Annotated in this window: 17 protein-coding genes; 1 reads left to right on the forward strand and 16 read right to left on the reverse strand. The window is 56.6% G+C overall.

Annotated elements, in window-relative coordinates:
• Positions 1-2: 2 nt before the first annotated feature.
• The 14 genes from F0320_RS15165 to pdxB all read right to left on the reverse strand — a co-directional run bounded on the left by F0320_RS15165 (position 3) and on the right by pdxB (position 13242).
• Entirely contained in the window at positions 3-719 is a 717-nt protein-coding gene (locus F0320_RS15165) for an ABC transporter permease (RefSeq protein ID WP_008502590.1), read from the reverse strand.
• Positions 716-1402, reverse strand: coding sequence for a histidine ABC transporter permease HisQ (locus F0320_RS15170; RefSeq protein WP_023336422.1), 687 nt, complete (start codon positions 1400-1402; stop codon positions 716-718). Before F0320_RS15170 ends, F0320_RS15165 begins: the two co-directional genes overlap by 4 nt.
• 88 nt (positions 1403-1490) lie before the next feature.
• Positions 1491-2273 carry a histidine ABC transporter substrate-binding protein HisJ gene (hisJ, locus tag F0320_RS15175; RefSeq protein ID WP_023336423.1) on the reverse strand — a complete coding sequence of 261 codons (783 nt, stop codon included), beginning with the start codon at positions 2271-2273 and terminating at the stop codon, positions 1491-1493.
• Positions 2274-2499: 226 nt separating this feature from the next.
• Positions 2500-3282 carry a lysine/arginine/ornithine ABC transporter substrate-binding protein ArgT gene (argT, locus tag F0320_RS15180; protein ID WP_126329816.1) on the reverse strand — a complete coding sequence of 261 codons (783 nt, stop codon included), beginning with the start codon at positions 3280-3282 and terminating at the stop codon, positions 2500-2502.
• A gap of 291 nt (positions 3283-3573) precedes the next feature.
• Positions 3574-4143 carry a UbiX family flavin prenyltransferase gene (locus F0320_RS15185; RefSeq protein ID WP_126329818.1) on the reverse strand — a complete coding sequence of 190 codons (570 nt, stop codon included), beginning with the start codon at positions 4141-4143 and terminating at the stop codon, positions 3574-3576.
• 89 nt (positions 4144-4232) lie between these two features.
• Complete coding sequence (gene purF, locus F0320_RS15190) at positions 4233-5750, reverse strand: amidophosphoribosyltransferase (RefSeq protein WP_021241570.1); 1518 nt, start codon at positions 5748-5750, stop codon at positions 4233-4235.
• Between the two features lie 33 nt (positions 5751-5783).
• On the reverse strand, positions 5784-6272 hold the full coding sequence (gene cvpA, locus F0320_RS15195; protein WP_000262116.1) for a colicin V production protein: 489 nt from the start codon (positions 6270-6272) through the stop codon (positions 5784-5786).
• A 165-nt stretch (positions 6273-6437) separates the two neighbouring features.
• Positions 6438-7136: a cell division protein DedD gene (gene dedD, locus F0320_RS15200; protein ID WP_047652580.1), complete on the reverse strand. Its 699-nt coding sequence runs from the start codon at positions 7134-7136 to the stop codon at positions 6438-6440.
• A complete protein-coding gene (folC, locus tag F0320_RS15205; RefSeq protein ID WP_126329820.1) occupies positions 7126-8394 on the reverse strand; it encodes a bifunctional tetrahydrofolate synthase/dihydrofolate synthase in 1269 nt (422 codons plus the stop codon). The genes dedD and folC overlap by 11 nt, the downstream gene beginning before the upstream one ends.
• Before the next feature lie 70 nt (positions 8395-8464).
• Positions 8465-9370, reverse strand: a complete 906-nt coding sequence (accD, locus tag F0320_RS15210; protein WP_003861408.1) for an acetyl-CoA carboxylase, carboxyltransferase subunit beta — start codon at positions 9368-9370, stop codon at positions 8465-8467.
• Positions 9371-9524: 154 nt separating this feature from the next.
• Positions 9525-10184, reverse strand: coding sequence for a DedA family protein (locus F0320_RS15215; protein ID WP_039263236.1), 660 nt, complete (start codon positions 10182-10184; stop codon positions 9525-9527).
• Positions 10185-10212: 28 nt separating this feature from the next.
• On the reverse strand, positions 10213-11025 hold the full coding sequence (gene truA / locus F0320_RS15220; RefSeq protein ID WP_008502600.1) for a tRNA pseudouridine(38-40) synthase TruA: 813 nt from the start codon (positions 11023-11025) through the stop codon (positions 10213-10215).
• Positions 11025-12038 carry an aspartate-semialdehyde dehydrogenase gene (locus tag F0320_RS15225; RefSeq protein ID WP_126329824.1) on the reverse strand — a complete coding sequence of 338 codons (1014 nt, stop codon included), beginning with the start codon at positions 12036-12038 and terminating at the stop codon, positions 11025-11027. The genes truA and F0320_RS15225 overlap by 1 nt, the downstream gene beginning before the upstream one ends.
• A gap of 67 nt (positions 12039-12105) precedes the next feature.
• Entirely contained in the window at positions 12106-13242 is a 1137-nt protein-coding gene (gene pdxB, locus F0320_RS15230) for a 4-phosphoerythronate dehydrogenase PdxB (RefSeq protein WP_126329826.1), read from the reverse strand.
• 113 nt (positions 13243-13355) lie between these two features.
• Between pdxB and flk the strand changes: the two genes are divergently transcribed.
• Positions 13356-14360 carry a flagella biosynthesis regulator Flk gene (gene flk / locus F0320_RS15235; RefSeq protein ID WP_126329828.1) on the forward strand — a complete coding sequence of 335 codons (1005 nt, stop codon included), beginning with the start codon at positions 13356-13358 and terminating at the stop codon, positions 14358-14360.
• Between the two features lie 42 nt (positions 14361-14402).
• Here flk and F0320_RS15240 read toward each other — a convergent pair whose 3' ends face one another.
• Both F0320_RS15240 and fabB read right to left on the reverse strand, forming a co-directional pair.
• The gene (locus F0320_RS15240; protein ID WP_126329830.1) at positions 14403-15581 is read right to left on the reverse strand and encodes an MFS transporter; all 1179 of its coding nucleotides are present in this window, start codon (positions 15579-15581) and stop codon (positions 14403-14405) included.
• A gap of 207 nt (positions 15582-15788) precedes the next feature.
• A complete protein-coding gene (gene fabB / locus F0320_RS15245) occupies positions 15789-17006 on the reverse strand; it encodes a beta-ketoacyl-ACP synthase I (protein ID WP_126329832.1) in 1218 nt (405 codons plus the stop codon).
• Between the last annotated feature and the right edge of the window lie 7 nt (positions 17007-17013).

The raw sequence follows: 17013 nt of genomic DNA on the forward strand, positions 1-17013 counted from the left end.
TCTCAGTGCGTCGAAGAAGGTTTTATATGCTGCAACCAGCGTTTTTCAGCCTTACGGAACAGGCTAATCAGAACATAAGAGATAATTAAATAGAGCACCGCCGCAATGCCAAACGCGGTAAACGGCTGATAGGTCGCGGAGTTAATATCGCGCGCGATTTTGAGCAGATCCGGCACCGTCGCGGTAAAGGCGAGCGCGGTGGAGTGCAGCATCAAAATCACTTCGTTACTGTACGCCGGTAACGCTATACGCAGTGCCGACGGTAGAATAATACAGCGATAAAGTTTCACCGAGGAAAAGCCGTACGCGCGCGCCGCTTCAATCTCGCCGTAAGGAACAGAGCGAATTGCCCCGGCGAAAATCTCGGTGGTGTAGGCGCAGGTGTTGAGCGTCAACGCCAGCACCGTACAGTTCAGGCCGCTGCGGAAGAACGCGTTCAGCATCTCAGTGCCTTTTACGATCTCAAGCGTGTACATCCCCGAATAGAACACCAGCAGCTGCACGTACAGCGGCGTACCGCGAAACACGTAGGTGAACAGCCAGATCGGGAACTGGATAAATTTATTGTTCGACACGCGGCCAATGGCAAGAAACACCGCCAGAATACCGCCCATCACCACGGAGGAGATCAGCAGCCAGAGGGTAATCGCCACGCCGGTAAAGCGGTAGCCATCCGTCCACAGCAGCGATTTCCAGTATTCCTGAATAATCTCAATCACAGGTCAGCCCTCTTCACACCCACGGAGTAGCGACGCTCGAGCAGAAGCAGCACACCATTGGAGGCGGTCGTAAAGACCAGATAAATCACGCCACAGACCACCGCAAAGTAGAACGGCTCCCAGGTGCTCTTACCCGCCAGCTGAGTCGCTTTCACGACGTCTTCCAGGCCGAGCAGCGAGACCAGCGCTGTCGCTTTGAGGATAACCTGCCAGTTGTTGCCGATACCCGGCAGCGCATAGCGCATCATGGCCGGGAACATAATTCGACGAAACGTTTGTGAAGAGGTAAAACCAAATGCGGTTGCCGCCTCAATGTGGCCTTTCGGCACGGCCATGTAGGCACCGCGGAAGGTTTCGGTGAAGTAGGCACCGTAGATAAAACCGAGGGTAATAATACCGGCCACCATCGGGTCGATATCAATTTGTCCCATGCCCATCGCGTCCGTTACGCTGTTCAGCGCAATCTGCAGACCGTAAAAGATAAGCAGCATTAGCACCAGATCGGGAACGCCGCGAATAAGCGTGGTGTAGCCTTCAAATATGAGCGCCAGCGGTTTGTTAGCTGAAAGCTTCGCCCCTGCGCCTGCCAGACCTATCAGCACCGCCAGCACCACGGAGCTGATAGCCAGCTCAAGGGTGACAAGCGCGCCCTGTAAAATAACGCCAGAAAATCCGTACAGCATACCGCGAGCCCTGTCGTATCGTGAGTGGTGGAACCGTGTCTTTTCCCCTCCCGCAGCGGGAGGGGCCGCACGTTATATGACGGGGCGATTAGCCACCGTAAACATTAAAATCAAAGTACTTTTTCGCCAGTTTGTCGTAGGTACCGTCAGCGCGCATTTCAGCGAACGCTTTGTTCAGCGCTTCACGCAGCTCGTTGTCTTCTTTGCGCAGGCCCATACCGGTGCCCACACCAAACAACTTCACGTCCTTAATTGACGGGCCGCCAAACTTGTAATCTTTACCCACCGGCGTTTTCAGGAAGCCTTCGCTTGCCGCGACTTCATCCTGGAATGCCGCATCAATTCGGCCTGCCGTCAGGTCAGCGTAGATATTTTCCTGGCCCTGATAGGAGACGATTTCAATCCCCTTCGGCGCCCAGTGTTCGTTGCCGTAGGTTTCCTGCGTGGTGCCCTGCAGCACGCCGACGCGTTTGCCTTTCAGCGACTCCAGCGTTGGCTGAATGTCAGAAGCTTTAGCCACTACAAGACGAGAATCGGCCGCGTAGAGTTTGTCGGTGAAGGCAATCTCCTGCTGGCGTTTTTCGGTGATGGAGAGTGAGGACATAATTACGTCGATTTTTTTCGCTTTCAGGGACGGGATCAGCGCATCCAGGGGGTTCTCAACGTAGGTACACTGTGCTTTGATGCGTTTGCACAGCTCATTGGCCAGATCGATGTCAAAACCGACAAGTTCCCCCTTTGAATTCTTCGATTCGAACGGCGCATAGGTTGGATCGGTACCAATTCGGATTTTCTGCGGAATGGCTGCGAATGCCGCGGTGGCGCTGGAAAAGGCCAGTACCAGAGATAGTGACAACACGAGTTTTTTCATATTTATCCTCAACAAACTGTCTTCATACGGGATTTTTACGACGACGGGCTGGTGCTAATGTGCCATTAATCCCCTCTGTCAGGCAAAGACTAATGCCCTTCAGGCGGGAATTTTTGCATTATAAATGCGTAAGTATGCACAAAGCGATCCAATACGGTGCAACACATGCACCGTACTGGGTCAACCGCTCCCGTAACGCACCTTTTCGGTGCGTTAGCGTCAGGTATTATTCACCGTATACGTTGAAGTCGAAGTATTTCTTCGCCAGTTTGTCGTAAGTACCGTCTTTACGCAGCTCTGCAAAGGCTTTGTCGAAGGCGGCTTTCAGCTCGGTATCATCCTTGCGCAGGCCAATACCGGTGCCGTCACCAAAGTATTTTTTGTCTTTTACCGACGGGCCAGCAAATGCATAGCTTTTACCCGCAGGCTGCTTCAGGAAGCCTTCGCTCGCGGCGACTTCATCCTGGAATGCCGCATCCAGACGGCCTGCGGCCAGGTCAGAGTAAATCAGATCCTGGTTCTGGTAAGCCACCACGTCTACGCCCTTCTCACGCCAGGTCGCATTGGCATAACCTTCCTGCGTCGATCCCTGAAGCACGCCGACGTGTTTGCCTTTCAGCGAGTCGATGGTGGGCTTAATCGGGGAACCTTTCGCGGCAATCAGACGCGAATCCGCAGCGTAGAGCTTGTCAGAGAAGGCAATCTCCTGCTGGCGTTTTTCAGTGATGGAGAGAGAAGAGATAATGGCATCGATTTTCTTGGCTTTCAGCGACGGGATTAACGCGTCAAAGTCGCTGCCCACCCATGTGCATTTCACCGCAATGCGTTTGCACATTTCATTTCCCAGATCGATATCAAACCCCACGAAATCGCCTTTCGCATCCTTGGAAGAGAATGGCGCGTAGGTTGCGTCTGTACCGATACGAACCGTCTGTGGAAGCGCTGCGTAGCTACCTGCCGCCGCACTTAACCCCACGAGCAAAGACAGAGCCAGAACCGTCTTCTTCATACATTTACCCTCAAGTACCGTGATTTTATTATGTATTGTGTTGTGTGTTGTGTTGCAGGCTTCATCTTGCAGGTCTTATGCCACATTGCCGTCTGGTCAAAACTTCGACGTTAAATATGTTAATAAAACGTTGCGATATTGCCTTAATGGTGAAAGATAGCAGGTCTGCCGAACGAACCGGAAAGAGAAAAAGGGAAAAAACGAATTAAATGTCGAGGATATGATCGCCGTTGCATAATTGCCCTGAAACAGGGCAACGTCTCTTTTCATGCACTCTGTTTGTGCACAGATTCAGGCCCCTTGCCAGCGGGTGAAGAGATCTTCAGGCAGGTCGATGTCAAACTGATCCAGCACGCGGTTAACGGTCTGATTAATCACGTCATCCAGCGAGGTCGGGCGATGATAAAACGCCGGTACCGGCGGCATGATGACGGCCCCAAGCTCGGCGGCCTGGGTCATTAAACGCAGATGGCCGAGGTGCAGCGGCGTTTCCCGCACGCAGAGCACCAGAGGACGACGCTCCTTCAGCACCACATCCGCCGCGCGCGTCACCAGGGTGTCGGTATAGCTGTTCACAATGCCGGAGAGCGTTTTAATGGAACAGGGCAGGATAACCATGCCGGCCGTTTTAAACGAGCCTGAGGAGATGCTGGCGGCGATATCACGGGCATCGTGAACCACGTCCGCCAGCGCCTGGACATCGCGCAGGGAGAGTTCGGTTTCCAGAGAGAGGGTCTGCCGCGCCGCCTGGCTCATCACCAGATGGGTCTCGACTTCCGCCACGTTACGTAGAACCTGTAACAGACGTACGCCGTAAATCGCGCCGCTGGCGCCGCTGAGCCCAACAATGAGTCGTTTCATGATTTTCGCCCTTACTGATTTCAGGGCAGACTGTGCAGGATTTTGCGGGGAGTTGCAAGTGAGGGCATTCGCCCTCACCTGCCGGAGCATCAACCTTCGTTATGCATCTCTAAGCTTTCGAGATCGTTCTGCAGCTGGACGGCTTTCGCATCGTCGTTGCGCAGCGAATCAAGATAGTCGAGGTACTGCTGGTCAACGTCTTTGGTCACGTAAATACCGTTGAACACGGAGCATTCGAACTGCTGAATTTCCGGGTTCTCGGCACGCACCGCGTCGATGAGGTCGTTCAGATCCTGGAAAATCAGGCCGTCGGCACCGATGATCTGGCGAATCTCATCCACTTCACGGCCGTGAGCGATCAGCTCGTTGGCGGTTGGCATATCGATGCCGTACACGTTCGGGAAGCGAATCTCCGGCGCAGCAGAGGCCAGGTAGACTTTCTTCGCGCCCGCTTCGCGCGCCATCTCGATGATCTGCTCAGAGGTGGTGCCGCGAACGATGGAGTCATCCACCAGCAGAACGTTCTTGTCGCGGAATTCAGCGCGGTTGGCGTTCAGCTTGCGGCGCACGGACTTACGGCGCAGGTGCTGGCCCGGCATGATAAAGGTGCGGCCAACGTAGCGGTTCTTCACGAAGCCCTGACGGTATGGCTTGTCCAGAATGCGGGCGATTTCCAGCGCGATATCGCAGGAGGTTTCCGGGATAGGAATCACCACGTCGATGTCGAGATCGTCCCACTCGCGGGCAATCTTCTCGCCCAGCTTGGTGCCCATGTTCACGCGCGCGCTGTAGACGGAAATCTTGTCGATGAAGGAGTCCGGACGGGCAAAGTAAACGTATTCAAACAGGCACGGGTTGCTGACCGGGTTGTCGGCACACTGACGGGTAAACAGCTGGCCCTTCTCGGTGATATAAACCGCTTCGCCCGGCGCAACGTCGCGCAGGAACTCAAAGCCCAGGGTATCCAGCGCCACGCTCTCAGAGGCAACCATATATTCGGTACGGCCATCGCCGAGGTCGCGTTTGCCGAGCACCAGCGGACGAATGCCGTTTGGATCGCGGAAGGCCACCATGCCGTGACCGATAATCATCGCCACGCAGGCGTACGCGCCGCGGATCTGGCGGTTGGTCGCGGCAATCGCAGCAAAGATGTTGTCTGCTTCCAGCGGGTAATGACGGAAGTTATCCAGCTCGCTGGCGAACACATTGAGCAGGATTTCAGAATCAGAGGTGGTGTTAATGTGGCGACGTTTCTCTTCGAACAGCTTTTTACGCAGCTCATGCGCGTTGGTCAGGTTGCCGTTATGAGCAAGGGTGATGCCATACGGTGAGTTGACGTAGAAAGGCTGTGCCTCAGAGGCGCTGGAACTGCCAGCAGTTGGATAACGAACGTGACCGATCCCCATATTACCTTGCAGACGCTGCATATGGCGGGCTTCAAACACATCGTTTACCAGGCCATTCGCCTTGCGTAAACGGAAGCAGTTGTTTGCATCAATGGTGATGATACCCGCAGCATCCTGCCCACGGTGCTGAAGCACCGTTAACGCGTCATAAATCGACTGGTTTACCGGCATGAAACCGGCGATACCGACAATACCGCACATTCGTCTTTTCCTCGTTAAGCCACATCTCAGGGTTTATGCCCTGGGCAAAAAACTCGACGAGCTTTGCAGATAGTCAAAGAACCATCTGATGATGAAGCTGAACTCTGGAATGAGCTGCGATTTCTGCCAGTCTTCACTTTTGGAGAACCCGGTAAAGGTATCCAGGAAGAACAGGATCGCGGCCACAATCAGCACGCCTCGCAACGCCCCGAAACAGATCCCGAGTACCCTGTCCGTTCCTGACAGACCGGTTTTCTCGACCAGCTGACCTATCACGTAATTCACGATAGCGCCGACAATCAGCGTTGCGATAAACAGCACCGCGATAGCGATTCCATTTCGGACCAGTTCATCTTCAAAGCCCGTGAACCAGACAGACAGGTAAGTGTAGTAATGACTGGCGACAAAGAAAGCACAACCCCAAGTCACCAGCGATAACGCTTCACGAACAAAGCCACGGATCAGGCTAACCAGACAGGAAAAACCAATCACCGCAATGATGGCGTAATCAATCCAGACCATATGTGTCCCACGATTAAACGCCCTGTCATCCAGTTCGGGGCGAATTCTAACAGAAAAAGAAAACGTTTGCGTAGGGATTTCCTTCCCGCGCGTAAATAAAAAAGGCGCTGAAAAAATGTTCAACGCCGTGGCTTATCGCCTCTCTCTTTAAGGAGCAGGTCGTACTTAGTTCGCGCTGTAGCCCATCACCACGCCGCTCAGGCCGGAGATCTGCTTCAGCTCGCCCAGCGAACCTTTAAGCTTATCTTTGGACGCTTCTGGCCCCACGAGGATGCGGGTAATTTTACCCTGCACCGGCGTGGAAGGTGAAGTGTAAACACGATATCCCGCACTGCGCAGTTTGCTCACGACCTCGTTGACCTTATCGGCGTTTTTCAGCGCGCCGAGCTGCACAACGTACGCTTTTCCGGTCGGTGCCGCGTCCTGTTTTGCCGGCGGAGGGGTTTCTGATGCGGCAGCCAGCTGCTCCGCTGCTTTATCCCGCTGTGGCTGTTGCTGGGGTTTCGGCTGCGGCTTCTCAACCGGCTTCGGTTTTTCCACAGGTTTAGGCTGCTCTACCGGCACCGGATCGATATCGCTGCTGCTCGCTGCCGCCAGGCGAGACGGATCGAGTGACGGTGCGGCGGCATCGCCTGCCCGCACCTCTTCCGCCGCCCCTTCCGGCGGCTGGGCAGGCAGCGCCTGCGTCGCCGCGGGCAGCATATCCGGCTCATCGCGGTCACCCGGCTTCGGCACCAGCGGAATAGCGGCAAACTCATCCTGATAATGCTTTTTCTGCCCGTCGAGCAGCCCGGGGAGAATAATCACCCCGAGCGCGACCAGCACAATGGTTCCTGTTAAACGGTTCTGAAACTTACTCGCCACCGGTTCTCCCCGCGTCCATCACTTCCATGACATGTGCCACCGTGTGGAATGAACCACACACCAGCACGGTATCTTCTGGTTTAGCATCCGCCATCGCGGCATGCCAGGCATGAGCCACGCTACTATAGATTGCGCCTTTGCCGAGATGTTCCATCAACTGCTCAGCCGTCGCGCCGCGCGGCCCTTCCAGAGGAGCACAATACCAGCTATCGACCACAGTCTCCATGCAGGCCAGCGTCCCGCCGATATCTTTATCATGAAGCATACCGATAACCGCCAGCACGCGCCCGGTTTTTGGTAACGATTTGAGACGTCCCGCGAGATACGCCGCCGCATGCGGGTTATGCGCCACGTCCAGAATCAGGCGCGGTGATTCGCTGACAATCTGGAAACGCCCGGGCAGAATTGCGCTCTGAATGCCGTCGCGGATCGCCTGCTCGCTGACCGCTAATCCGCTGGCGCGCAGTGCCGCCAGCGCGGTTGCCGCGTTCGGCTGCGGCACCTGCGGCAGCGGCAGGTGGTCAAGCGTGCCCTGCGCATCGCTAAAGCGCCAGCCGTTATCCTGAACCTCATATTGCCAGTCAACGCCGCGGCGCAGCAGACGCGCGCCCTTCTCGTTTGCCACGTCAGCAATGGTGTGCGGCATGTCCGGATCGCCGACCACGGCAGGTTTATTCGCCCGGAAAATACCGGCCTTCTCGCGGCCAATGCTTTCACGATCCGGCCCCAGCCAGTCGATATGGTCCAGCGCGATGCTGGTGACCACCGCCACGTCCGCATCCACCATATTGGTCGCATCAAGACGTCCGCCGAGGCCAACCTCAAGGATCAGCACATCCAGCTGCGCCTGCCTAAACAGCCACAGCGCGGAAAGCGTACCGTATTCAAAATAGGTTAATGAGATCTCACCGCGCGCGGCTTCAATTTCCGCGAACGACGCCGTATGCGCCGATTCCGGCAGCTCGCTGTTCTGCACGCGAACCCGCTCGGTGTAGCGGACCAGGTGTGGAGAGCTGTACACGCCTACTCTGTAACCCGCAGCCATCAGGACAGATTCCAGCGTGCGGCAGGTGGTGCCTTTACCGTTGGTGCCCGCGACGGTAAACACAAAAGGTGCCGGTTTGAGCACATCAAGACGCGCGGCGACCTGGCTTACGCGCTCAAGCCCCATATCGATGGTTTTACTGTGCAGGTTTTCCAGATAAGAAAGCCACGCGGCCAGGGGCGACGTGGCTTGGGGAATGCTTTTATTTTCCATAATGCCCGGTTGTCATTAACAGATTAGAAAGCAAAAGGGCAGCGCCAACCGGCCCTGCCCTTTTCAGTTATCAGGCCTCGGGTTCCTGATCCGGTACCACCACGCCTTCGCGCGGCTCATCCGGGTTCGGCGCTGGCAGATTCATCAGCTTCGCCAGGATGCTCGCCAGCTTCAGGCGCATTTCCGGACGGCGGACGATCATATCGATAGCGCCTTTCTCAATGAGGAACTCACTGCGCTGGAAGCCCGGCGGCAGCTTTTCACGAACGGTTTGCTCGATAACGCGAGGACCCGCAAAGCCGATCAGCGCTTTTGGCTCAGCGATGTTCAGGTCGCCCAGCATCGCGAAGCTCGCGGAGACGCCGCCCATGGTTGGGTCGGTCAGCACGGAGATGTACGGAAGACCGCGCTCCTGCATTTTCGCCAGCGCAGCAGAGGTTTTCGCCATCTGCATCAGCGACATCAGCGCTTCCTGCATACGCGCGCCGCCGGAGGCAGAGAAGCAGATCAGCGGACAGTTGTCTTCCAGCGCCTGCTCAACGGCACGCACGAAGCGCGCACCGACCACGGAGCCCATTGAGCCGCCCATAAAGGAGAACTCAAAGGCAGCGGCGACAACCGGCATCTCATGCAGGGTGCCTTTCATGACGATCAGCGCGTCTTTCTCGCCGGTCTCTTTCTGTGCAGAGGCCAGACGATCTTTGTATTTTTTGGAATCGCGGAACTTCAGCACGTCTTTTGGCTCGAGTTCGCTACCCAGCTCTACCAGAGAGCCTTCGTCCAGCAGGCTATGCAGGCGGTTGCGCGCCGACATACGCATATGGTGGTCACACTTCGGACACACCTCAAGGTTGCGCTCCAGCTCTGCGCGATAAAGAACCTGACCGCAGCTATCACACTTCGTCCATACCCCTTCAGGAATGCTCGCTTTGCGCGTTGGGGTAATGTTGCTTTTAATTCGTTCAATCCAGCTCATTGATAACCTTTCTGCCTGAACCTGGTCGTATGCCAGTTTTGCTATAAGAGGCGAATAATGCCATTTTTGCCTCCAACAGACCATGAATGTTGCACATTAAAACATAACAGCCCGAAACTTTGGATAAAAAAGTGGTCGAACCGCCAGTGTGCATTTACTTCGCTTGTTTTGCCGCCGCACGTTTGTGACGAATGATTTCGATAACGCCAGGCAGTACGGAAAGCACAATAATCGCTACAATCAGTAACTTAAGGTTTTCCTGCACCACCGGGAGATCGCCAAACAGATAGCCTGCGTAGGTAAACAGCAGTACCCACAGCAGCGCGCCAACCACGTTGTATGCCGCAAAATGACGATAGGACATATGCCCCATTCCCGCCACAAACGGTGCAAATGTGCGCACAATAGGCACAAAACGCGCAAGGATAATGGTTTTACCGCCATGGCGTTCATAAAACGCATGGGTTTTATCTAAATAGCTGCGACGGAAAATTTTGGAATCAGGATTGCTGAAAAGCCGTTCACCGAACACTCGTCCAATCGTATAGTTGACCGCATCACCGACAATGGCGGCAATCACCATCAGCACAACCATAAGATGCACGTTCAGATCGTTAGTGGGCAGCGCCGATAACGCCCCGGCCACGAACAGCAGTGAATCTCCTGGCAGGAATGGGGTAACGACCAGACCGGTTTCACAAAACAGAATGAGGAACAGTATGGCGTAAACCCAGACGCCATACTGCGCGACCAGCTCCGCCAGGTGAACATCAATATGCAGAATGAAATCAATCAGAAAACGTATTACGTCCATATTGTCTAAGCCCTAATTGCACCTTTGTTTAGTCCGCTAAAAACAGCGGACCCATTGGCGGTTTCGGCAGGTCAAATCGATCCGGATAGTCTACTGAGACCAGATACAATCCTTCCGCTTTCGCCGTGGCTGCCGCAAGCGTTCTGTCCTTCGCTGCCAGCAGGTCTGCAATCCAGCTCTCCGGCTGGTGTCCGGCACCCACTTCCATCAGGCTGCCCACAATATTCCGAACCATATGATGTACAAAGGCATTGGCTTTGATATCCACCACCACATACGCGCCAAAACGGCTGACGTTTATGTGCATGACGTTGCGCCACGGCGTGCGGGACTGACACTGCACCGCACGAAACGACGTAAAGTCATTTTCACCAATCAGACACTGCGCCGCGCGATGCATACGTTCTGCATCAAGCGGTTCATAAAAATGCGTCACGCCCTGGCTTAACACCGCAGGACGCAGGCGCTGGTTGTAGATGACATAACGGTAGCGACGCGCCGTGGCGCTGAAGCGCGCGTGAAAATCATCCGGCACAGCTTTTACCCAACGCACCGCAATGTCACCAGGCAAATTCGCATTTACACCCAGCGTCCAGGCGGCATCCTTACGCACGGCGGTGGTTTCAAAGTGCACCACCTGTCCGGTGCCGTGAACTCCCGCGTCCGTACGTCCCGCGCACAGGACGTTAATCGGCTCGTTTGCCACCTGAGAGAGCGCTTTCTCCAGCTTCTCCTGGACGCTGCGCACCTCATTCTGACGCTGCCAGCCATAATATTTACTGCCATCGTACTCAATACCGAGGGCAATTTTATGAACTGGCTTTTGTTCCACGTCTGACATCAGTACAGGTACTCCTGCACCAGTTTTTCAGCGATTTTGACCGCCATCAGCGCGCCGCCGAAGCGAACGTTATCGGCAACGGACCAGAACTGAACCTGCTCCGGCATCCCGTAATCGTTACGCACGCAGCCAACGGAAAGATGCGCGCTACCGGTGGCATCACCAACCTGCGTCGGGAACTCGCTCTCTTCAGAGAGCACGATGTCTTCACCGCGGCCAAACGCGTCGCGCGCCTCTTCTGCCGCCAGCGGACGGAGAGCTTCAAAGCCGACCATCTGCGCGTGGCCGTAGAAGACCGGAGACTGCACGACGCTCGCGGAGATCGTCAGGCCATCGTCCTGCAGAATTTTACGCACTTCATCGACGATACGGCGCTCTTCGCGCACGGAGCCCTCGCGATCCGGCAGCAGCGGCAGCATGTTGAACGCCAGCTGGCGGCCAAAAAAATCATCTTCGTCAATCGGGATACCGTTCAGCAGCTTCGCGCTCTGCCCGGCCAGCGCGTCAACGGCCTTTTTACCGTTCGCGGACGCGGACAGCAGGCTGGTCACGGAAATGCGCGACAGGCCGCCGTCATCGATTAGCGGTTTCAGGGCGGTCAGCAGCTGGCTGGTGAGGCTGTTCGGCACCGCAATGACGTTACGGTTGCGGTAGTCAGCCAGCACAAACGGGTTCACGTCCGGCACCACCAGCGGCACATCCGGCTCCATTGAGAACAGACCGCTCAGGTCGATCACCAGGCAGCCTGCGTTAGTCGCCTCTTCAACGTACGCCGCAGTGGCTTCAGCGCCCGCGGCGAAAAACGCCAGCTGCGCCTGCGTCCAGTCGAACGCGGCCGCGTCCTGAACCATGACGGATTTACAGTTAAAACGCAGATGCTCACCTGCGCTGTCGGTACGCGCCAGCGCATAGATATCGCCCACCGGGAACTGACGCTCAGCAAGGGTTTCGAGCAGGGCTTCGCCCACGGCACCCGTGGCACCTAAAATGGCAATGTTCCAGCCTTCAGACATGGTGGTTTACTCCAGAAATAAAAAAGCGTCCCTGTCGGAGTATCCGACAGGGAGCATTAAGAAGACATTAATGCGCCGGGTGATGAACGGCGTTAAACCCCAGCTTGTGCAGCAGCGTCGCCGCCGGGGCGTCGTCGCATATTACATACAGGGAAGACCACTCGCGGCGCTCAACGTAGTTCTTGCGCAGCTTATCAAACTCACCCGGGCTCCCCGCCACTTTACGCAGCAGCGCATCATCGCGGCGCACATCATACACCAAATGCACCAGCCTTTTCAGCGTTGCCTGATCGAGCGGGCCGTGCAGGGTAATGCGGCCAAATTCAGGCGCGGGGAGTAAGGTATCCAGCGCCACCTGCTGCGGATGGCCAATAAAAGCGCTGAAGGCTTCGAAGACCTGCGTCGTGCCGCGCGCTTTCCCCTCGAGGGTGTAACCAGCGATATGCGCCGTGCCCACGTCCACCTTGTTAAGCAGTTCAACGTTGAGATCCGGCTCCGGCTCCCAGACGTCCAGCACCACCCTGATGTCTTGTCCTTCGTTCAGACACGTCAGCAGCGCGGCGTTATCTACCACCGGACCACGGCAGGCATTTATCAGAATAGTGCCAGCCTTCAGACGACGGATCAGCGCCTCGTCAGCAAGATGCAGCGACTTATACGGCCCCTCTTTAAACAGCGGCGTGTGGAAAGTCAGCACGTCACACTGTTCGACCAGCTCATCCAGCGAGCGGAAATCGCCGTCATCACCGTTGTCTTTACGCGGCGGATCGCACAGCAGCGTGCGGATCCCTAAGGCTTCAAGGCGCTTTTGCAGGCGCCCGCCGACGTTACCCACGCCGACAATCCCCACGGTGCGGTCTTTTAGGGCAAAACCGTCGCGCTCGGCCAGCATCAGCAGCGAGGAGAAGACGTATTCCACGACGGCTATGGCGTTACAGCCCGGCGCGGCGGAAAAACCGATTCCGGCCAGCTTCAGCCATTGCTCATCCACATGATCGGTCCCTGCCGTTGCGGTCCCGACGAACTTAACCGCCTTACCGGCGAGCAACGCCTCATTTACTTTGGTCACCGAGCGCACCATCAGCGCGTCGGCGTCATCCAGTTCGTTGACCGGGATCGGGCGACCAGGGACAGCCTTAACGTTACCCAGGCGGCTAAACAGCTCACGGGCATAAGGCATATTTTCATCAACGAGGATTTTCACGTCTGAGTACCTGTTTGAGAGGAAGAAAACCTGCCAAGTGTGCCATAATCTGGCCGCCAGGCATATACGTTCGCCAGGTTTACGCTGAGTTTTGACTTTAAGGATTTTTGACGATGCAGCCCATTTCAGGTACGCCGCCACGCCCTCCGGGTGAAGGCCCCGTCACGCCAAACGTTGCCGGTGAACAACCGCTATCCACGCAACAGCGCACCGTGCTGGAGCGACTGATTACGCGCCTGATTGCGCTGACTTCGCAGCAAAACGCGGAAGTCTGGGCCGGGGTAAAGCATGATTTAGGCGTGAGGAACGACGCACCGCTGCAGTCGCGCCATTTCCCTGCGGCCGAACAAAACCTGAACCAGCGTATTACGACCGCGCAGCAGAATCACACCACGCGCCAGATTGTTTCTCAGCTGACGGAGCTGCTGGGCCAGGGCAATAACCGCCAGGCGGTGAGTGATTTTATTCGCCAGCAGTATGGTCAGACCGCGCTGGGCCAGCTGACGCCCGACCAGCTCAAAACCGTGCTGACCCTGCTGCAGAACAACGAGCTGTCTATTCCGCAGCCTCAGGTGCGCCCGGCGACCGAGCGTCCGCTGCTGCCTGCCGAGCACAACACGCTCAAGCAGATGGTGACGAAGCTGGCTGCGGCCACCGGCGAACCGACGAAGCTTATCTGGCAATCCATGCTGGAGCTGTCCGGCGTGAAGGCGGGTGAGCTGATCCCGGCCAAACAGTTTACGCATCTGGTGACCTGGCTTCAGGCGCGCCAGACGCTCAGCACCCAGAATGCCCCTACCCTACATACCGTCCAGGCGGCACTGAAGCAGCCGCTTGAGCCGCACGAATTTGAAGTTATCCGGGATTACGCCCAGCAAAACTGGCAGGCCACGCCGCAAACGGTACTGACCACCGCGCAGGTGCAGGATCTGCTCAATCAAATCTTCGTTCGCCGCGCCGAGCGCGAGGGCGGCGTGCCGGAGGTGAGAAACATTCAGCCGATCTACAGCCCGCTGTTTTCGCCGGTCGTCGAGACGTTCAGAACGCTCTCTGCGCGTCCGGGGTTGATGTTTATTGCGCTACTGATTGCGCTGGCGATTTTCTGGCTGGTTGCCTGAGCTTTTGCCCGGTGGCGCTACGCTTACCGGGCCTACAGCGGCTCAAGCCCTGCGAAATGCCACCAGCGTCACCACGATCCCCACCACCGCAGAAACCGCACCGGCCAGGAAGACGGACGGATAACCAAACGAGGTAGCTAAAACCCCGGCCAGCGGCCCGGTTACCCCGTATGAGATATCCTGAAACGCCGCATAACCGCCCAGCGCCGTGCCGCGCACCTGCGGGGCCACGCGCTTCACGACTTCAACACCGAGCGCCGGGAAGATCAGTGAACAGCCACAGCCGGTCAGCGCCGCGCCAAGCAGCGCAACGGAGGCCACGGGTGCATTCCACAGCAGCAGCAGACCCACGGTCTCTATCATCAGCGACGCGACCGCGACCTTCACGCCGCCGAAGCGATCCGGCATCCAGCCGAAGAAGACGCGCATTAGCACAAACGCGCCGCCAAACGCGGTGAGCGTAAAACCGGCCATCGCCCAGCCGCGGCTCATAAAATAGAGCGAGACGAAGGTACCAATCACCGCAAAACCCACGCCCTGCAGCGCCAGGCCAAGACCCGGCTGCCAGATCTGGCCGACCACGCTCCACAGGGAAGGACGCTCGCCCTTGTGCGCGGGCACCTTACGCACCGAGCCGTTAAACGCCCATGCCAGCAGGGGTAAAACCATGGTGGTGGCAGCCAGCGCCGCAAACCCAAACTGGCTATTGATCAGCAGCCCAAGCGGTGCGCCTGCGGCCAGCGCGCCATAGATGGCCATACCGTTCCAGGACATCACCTTGCCGGAGCGTGCGGGCCCCACCAGCCCCATTCCCCACGTCAGGGTGCCGGTCAGCAGCTGGCTTTCACCAAAGCCAAGGATTAAACGGCCCAGCACCAGCAGCGCAAACTTATACGCGGCATCTACCGGCAGAAGAGCCGCCAGCAGCCATGCGCCGCCCGCGAGCCCACAGGCAAACATTCCCTGTAACGCCGAGCGTTTTGCACCGTGCTGATCCGCCAGTCGTCCGGCGTAACCGCGGGTTAATACCGTGGCTAAAAACTGAATGCCCACGGCAATGCCGACCATGGTGTTGCCATAGCCCAGCTCCTGATGAACGAACAGCGGGATCACCGGCAGCGGCAGGCCAACGGTCATATAGGTCAAAAATACCGCAAAAGCGATACGGAACAGCGAGACGTTCGCTGAAGGGGTTGTTTCTGTTTGAGTTACTGCAGTCATGCTTTACTCCGAAATGAAGAGTAAGGCGGGGAAATGCCACGCCCCCTCTACCTGATAATCAGGATTAAGGTGCGTTGGTTGACGTTAAACGCTTACGCATTATCGTGAGGATAATGTTGAGTGGTGAAGTTTGCCTGTGAGATCAGCCGCTTGTCAATGCATAAAAAAAGGGAGCCTTATGGCTCCCTTCCGGAATCAAACTAAAACTTATGCTTTCAGCTTACGCATAACCAGCGTGGCGTTGGTGCCACCGAAGCCGAAGCTGTTTGACATGACGGTAGTCAGCGTCGCGTCCGTTGGGTTGGTCACGATGTTCAGGCCTGCAGCCTGCTCGTCCATCTCATCAATGTTGATGCTTGGCGCGATAAAGCCGTTTTCCAGCATCAGCAGAGAGTAGATCGCTTCCTGCACGCCAGCCGCACCCAGAGAGTGACCGGTCATGGCTTTGGTCGCGGAGATTGCCGGGCTGTTGTCGCCGAAGACTTCACGGATCGCACCCAGCTCTTTCACGTCGCCTACCGGAGTAGAGGTACCGTGGGAGTTCAGGTAGTCGATTGGGGTGTCAACGCCGTGCATCGCCATTTTCATGCAGCGCACCGCGCCTTCGCCGGATGGCGCAACCATGTCGGCGCCGTCAGACGTTGCGCCGTAGCCCACGATTTCAGCGTAGATGTGCGCGCCACGTGCCAGGGCATGCTCCAGCTCTTCAACCACAACCATACCGCCGCCGCCAGCGATAACGAAACCGTCACGGTGCGCATCATAGGTACGGGAGGCTTTATCCGGGGTTTCATTGTATTTGGTGGACAGTGCGCCCATCGCGTCGAATTCACAGGCCATTTCCCAGCCCAGCTCTTCGCCGCCGCCAGCAAATACGATGTCCTGTTTACCCAGTTGGATCTGCTCAACAGCATTACCGATGCAGTGTGCGGAGGTCGCACACGCGGAGCTGATGGAGTAGTTCACACCGTGGATTTTGAATGGGGTCGCCAGGCACGCGGAAACCGCAGAACCCATGGCTTTGGTTACCACGTACGGACCTACTGCTTTCAGACCACGCGGGCTTCGCATTGCGTCAGCGCCGAATACCTGCGCTTTTGATGAGCCGCCGGAACCGGCGATCAGACCCACGCGCGGGTTGTTCTGATAAACCTCTTCGCTCAGGCCGGAATCTTTGATCGCTTCCTGCATGGAGAGATAAGCATAAATAGAGGCATCGTTCATGAAACGAACCACTTTGCGGTCAATCAAACCGGTGGTGTCCAGTTTGACGTTACCCCATACGTGGCTACGCATACCTGAATCTTTAAACTCTTCAGAGAAAGTGATCCCGGAGCGTCCTTCACGCAGAGATGCCAGGACTTCCTGCTGGTTATTACCGATGCTGGAAACAATGCCCAGGCCAGTAATCACTGCACGTTTCATTCAATAC

Source organism: Enterobacter dykesii, assembly GCF_008364625.2.
In the GTDB taxonomy this organism is placed as follows: Bacteria; Pseudomonadota; Gammaproteobacteria; order Enterobacterales; family Enterobacteriaceae; genus Enterobacter; species Enterobacter dykesii.